Origin of the sequence: Streptomyces sp. NPDC050535 (genome assembly GCF_044457665.1) — a bacterium.
GTDB lineage: Bacteria > Actinomycetota > Actinomycetes > Streptomycetales > Streptomycetaceae > Streptomyces.
On the sequence record NZ_JBITHE010000035.1, the window covers coordinates 36,159 to 40,725 of the forward strand.

The following is a 4,567-nucleotide window of genomic DNA, read 5'->3' on the forward strand; positions in this document are numbered from 1 at the left end:
CGCGCCCGGCGGGGGGGGGGGGGGGCCCCCCCCCCCCCCCCCCCCGGCCCCCCCCCCCCCGGGCCCGGCCGGGGGCCCCCCCCCCCCCCGGGGGGGGGGGGGGGGCGGCCCCGCCCGGGCGTGAGAGGCCGGTGCGGTGTCAGGGGGGTGGTGGGGCGGTGTCCTGGAGGGCGCGGGCGAGTTCGCCGGCGCGTTCACGGTCGTCCGCGGACGCGCCGGCGAGGACCACCCGCGGCGGGCGGTGGCCGTCCGCCGCGATACGCCGGGCGAGGTCGCAGGCGCCGGCGCCGGCCCCCGGGAACCCGCCGAGCAGCAGCGGCCGGCCGGCCGCGCGGGCGGACAGGGCCCGCTGGGCACGGCCGGTGATGGTGGTGAGGACCAGCAGTTCCTGGGGGCCCGCATAGGCACGGGCGAGCAGGTCGTAGCAGGTCGCGGGCGCGCCCGGCGGCGCCAGCAGGCAGATCGTGCCCGCCTGTTCCTGGCGCCGGCCGCGCAGGGTGACCAGAGCGTCGGTGTCACCGGGCGCGGCCGCCCGGGCGGCCATCCGCGGTACGGCCCTGTCCTCCAGCAGGTTCAGGACCTGTTGGACGGTGGTCGACTCATCGGCGTGCAGGGGAAGTTCGCGCAGCAGCAGGGCGCTCTGCACGAGGAGTTCGGCGGCGGCTTCCTCCCCGAGCAGGGCCCGGTCGTGGACGGCGGTGAGGGTGAGGCCGCCCGCAGCGTCGTGGTGGGCGAGCAGCGCGATGGGCGGCACGGAGCGGGCCGGCAGGGTGCCCGGGAACTCGGCCCCGATCCCGTGCGCGGCGAGCTCGCCCTCCAGTCCCTTCACCGGGTGCGGCGCGTCCTCGAAGACGATGACGGTATCGGTGCGGGGCGGACCCGGCCCGTCACCGTCACCGCTCCCCTCCCCTGGCCCGCGTCCGGAGCCGCCCCCGGACCCGTCTCTGTCCCCGTTCCCCTCCCTGTCCTCGTCCTCGTCCTGGGCAGGGGCGGGAAGGGGAGTGCGGGCGGGAGCGGGGGTGCCGGGAACCCATTCGTAGGCGGCCATGTCCAGGGCGCGGTCGCGCAGGTCCCGCAGCAGGCCCGGCACGGTGCCCCGCGGGTCGATGCGCACCGACATCGGCAGCGGGTTGCGCAGCGGTCCCGGCATCCGGGCCACGCCGTCCAGCGGTATCCCGCGGCCGGGGACGGTCACCGCGAAACGGACCGGCGCCGCCGCGGCGGTGCCGGAGGCACGGTAGATCAGCATCGCCCAGACGGCCTGGAGGACACTGCTCTCCGCGGTGCCCCAGGTGCCGGCCCAGCGCGCGAGACGAATGGTTTCTTCCCGGTCCAGACAGAGCCTGGACCGGCCCACACCCCGCAGCCCGGCAACCCCGCCGACCCCGTCGGTTGCGGTCGTCGCGGTGCTCTCGGCGGCTGCGGTGGTCTCGGCGGGACGGGCCGGGCTGGACGCCACGGTGTCGGCGGGCACGGCGTGCGTCCACGGCCCGCGGGCCGATTCCGGGTCCTGGGCCGCGGTCCAGGCGGTGTAGTCACGCAGGTCCGGACGGCGCTCACCGCCGGGCAGGGTGCCGCCGGCGAGATAGGCCCGGTAGAACGCGCGCAGCAGGAGGTGCACGCTCCAGTTGTCGAGCAGTGCCCGGTGGTAGGTCAGGACGATCCGGGTGGGTGCGCCGGCGCCCGGCGGCCCGGGTCGCTCCGTCTCCAGCAGGGTCAGGCGCAGCGCCGGCGGGCAGCGCAGGTCGAAGCCGCGCAGCCGGTCGCTCTCCAGGAAGGGCGACCAGGTGTCGCCGTCGTGGAGATGGCGGGTGATCTCGGGGGTGACACGGCTGTGCACCATGAGCTGCGGATCGGGGCCGCCGGTGAACGCGGTGCGCAGCACCGCCTCGCAGTCGAAGACCGACTGCCAGGCCGCGGCGAAGCGTTCGGCGTCCAGCGGGCCCTGCCACACCCACACGAGCTGCTCGACATGGTGACCGGTGCCGGGCTGCGCGCCGCCCGCCGCGTAGAGCGCCGTCTGCTGGGCGGTGGCACGGAAGAGCGCGGGGATCGGGGCGGCACAGGCCCCGGCCAGCTCGCCCAGCACGTCGTGCAGCACCCCGCCGAGAGCGGCCACGCACGCACCCGTGAGAGCACCGTCGTCGGCGGGGGTGCCGGCGGGGGCAGGGGTCCGGTCCAGGCGGATGTGCAGGCGGCCGCCGGTGATCTGGAGGCGGACTTGGAGGGGGTGGGCGGACCCGGGCAGCGCGCCGGCGGTCAGCGGGAGGGCGGAAACAGGCAGCGGTTCGCCGGGGCCGGGCAGGACCAGGCAGGCCTGGGCGGGCGGCAGTTCGCGCAGCGCGCCGCGCAGCAGCGGGTCGGGGCTCCACTCCCGGCAGGCCCCGAACCCGGCGCCGCCGGCCGCGCGGCCCGCGCCCGCGGCCAGCGGGCCTGCCACCGCGGCCAGTTGGCCAAGGGCGTCCAGGGCGGGGTCCAGAGTGAGCTGGACCGGGTGCAGGTCGGTGAGCCGGCCCACGTGACGGCGCAGGCCCAGATGGCCCTCCCGGGGGTCGCTGCGCACGTCGAAGCCGACCTCCGCCGATTCCTGCCAGCGGGCCAGGGCCAGGGCGAACACCCCGGTCAGCACCTGAGCGGACGTCAGCGCCAGCCGCCGGGCCAGGTCCTGCGTGACCTGCCCGGTCATCTCCCCGTCCAGGACGAAGCCGGTGCCCCCCGCCGTGCCCGGCACACTGTCCGGCGCGACATCCGGCGCGACATCCGGCACAGTGTCCTGCGCGGTGGCCTGCGGGTCGGTGAAGGCAGTGCCGGGCGCGCGGCACGGGCCGACGGGCCGGCGGGTGACGGCGTTCCGGGACCTGCGGTCGGCGACGCGCATCCAGTGGCGGGCCTCGGCCGGATCCCGGGCCAGCTCCCGCAGCGCGGTGACCCAGTGGGCCAGACCCTCCCCCGCCCGCTCCGGCCACGGCGCCGCCGCCGCACCCGCGGCAGCGGGGGCGCCCGCAGCCGTGGGCGGGGCGGCGGTTACGGGCGTGGGTGCGGCGGCGGTTACGGGCGTGGCGGCGGTTACAGGCGTGGCGAGGGCGGTGGTGAGGTCCTCGAGCAGGATCTGCCAGGAGGTGGCGTCCGCGGCGAGTTCGTGGACGACGACGGCGAGCCGGTCGGCCCGCGCCCCGGCCGGGCCCGGACGGCGGTCCCGGGCGAGCAGCGCCCGCAGCTGGACGCCGCGGTGCGCGTCGAGTGTGCCGCCCACCGCGGCGACGGCCGCGGCGAAGTCGGCCTCGCCGGTGAACTCCCCCTCCACCAGCAGATCCGGGCAGCCCTCCCCCGGCCCGTTGCCTGTGGTGGCGGGCCGGGGGGACAGCTGGGGGTGGGCGGCCACCAGCGTGCGCAGCGCCCGACGTACGGCATCCGCCCGCGGTGCGGAGGCCGGCTCGAACAGCACCGCCTCGAAGCGGTGTTCCCCGGCCCGGGCGAGGGCCGCGCACTGGGCGGGGGCGAGCGGGCGGCCGGCGGGCCACTGGGTGAGCAGGTCGGCGACGCGGCCCGCCACACGGGCGGCGGGTGTGTCCCCCGCCGGAGTGAACCGGAGGGTGTGGTGGCCGGGGCCGTGGCGCACCAGCAGGTGCTGTCCCGGGGAGGCGGGCCCCTGGCTGCCGGGGGCGGCCAGCTCGTCCAGGACCTGGTCCAGCGCGGCGGGATCGAGCGGCCCGCGCAGTTCGAGGGCCCACGGGTCGGCGTAGGGGAAGGGCCCGGGGTCGATGACGACGGAGACCGCCGCGTGCCGGGAGCAGGGAACAGTCATGCGTGTCCGGGGACGGACGGCCCGCTGTGGCCGGCGCGGTCCCCTCTCCCCTCTTGTCGGTAGGCGCTGGATGAACGGCGGGGCTGGCGCCCGCCGTTCCGTTGCGGACCCTGACCGCCGCGCCTAGCGGCGGCCTGCCGGACCCGGCCCCCGGGACGGGGCGGAGGGTTCCCGCCCGGCTGGGCGCCGCCCGATCACGGCCGCCCGGGACGGGAGCGGGGCGGGAGAACGCCCGGGCCCCGGGCCTGCGGCCGGCGCAGCGGACGGGCCGCCCGCGGGCCCGGCGGGACCTGAGCGTGAGCGGATGGTGCCGCTGGGGCGGAGGCGACGCGGGCCGCGGGCCGCGGGCACGGACGGGTGCGGGGGCGGGGGGTCGGTCAGGGCTGTGCCGTACTGCCTCGCTTCCATGACGCCTCCTGCTCGCAGATATCCCTCACGGTCTGGCTTGCACGCTAGGGGCAGTACGCACCCGAAGTCCGTTTTCCCGAGCGGGTGTACAGCGGTGCCCGAGCGGTGCCCGAGCCCGCGCGGCCCGTGCGGCGGCGAAGGAACCCGGCGTACGCCCGCCTGCGCAGGCCGCCGGGTTGTTCCGTGCGGGCGCACGCGGTGGTGCCCTCCCGTGGGGGGGGGGGGGGGGGGGGGGGGGGGGGGCCCCCCCCCCCCCCGGGGGGGTGGGGGGGGGCCCCCCCGGGGGGGGCCCCCGGGGGGTGAAGGAGGAGGGCGGCGTGTTTCACAACTCCACCCCCGAGGGGGTCAAACAAA

At 78.3% G+C, this 4,567-nt stretch carries 1 protein-coding gene; it reads right to left on the reverse strand.

The annotated features are described in order from the left end of the window. Positions 1-139: 139 nt before the first annotated feature. A complete protein-coding gene (locus tag ACIBLC_RS39235) occupies positions 140-3,805 on the reverse strand; it encodes a condensation domain-containing protein (protein WP_399216272.1) in 3,666 nt (1,221 codons plus the stop codon). Positions 3,806-4,567 lie beyond the last annotated feature (762 nt).

Excerpts from the sequence above, each read along its gene's own strand:
- ACIBLC_RS39235 (WP_399216272.1), bottom strand. The coding sequence starts at position 3,805 with ATGACTGTTCCCTGCTCCCGGCACGCGGCGGTCTCCGTCGTCATCGAC.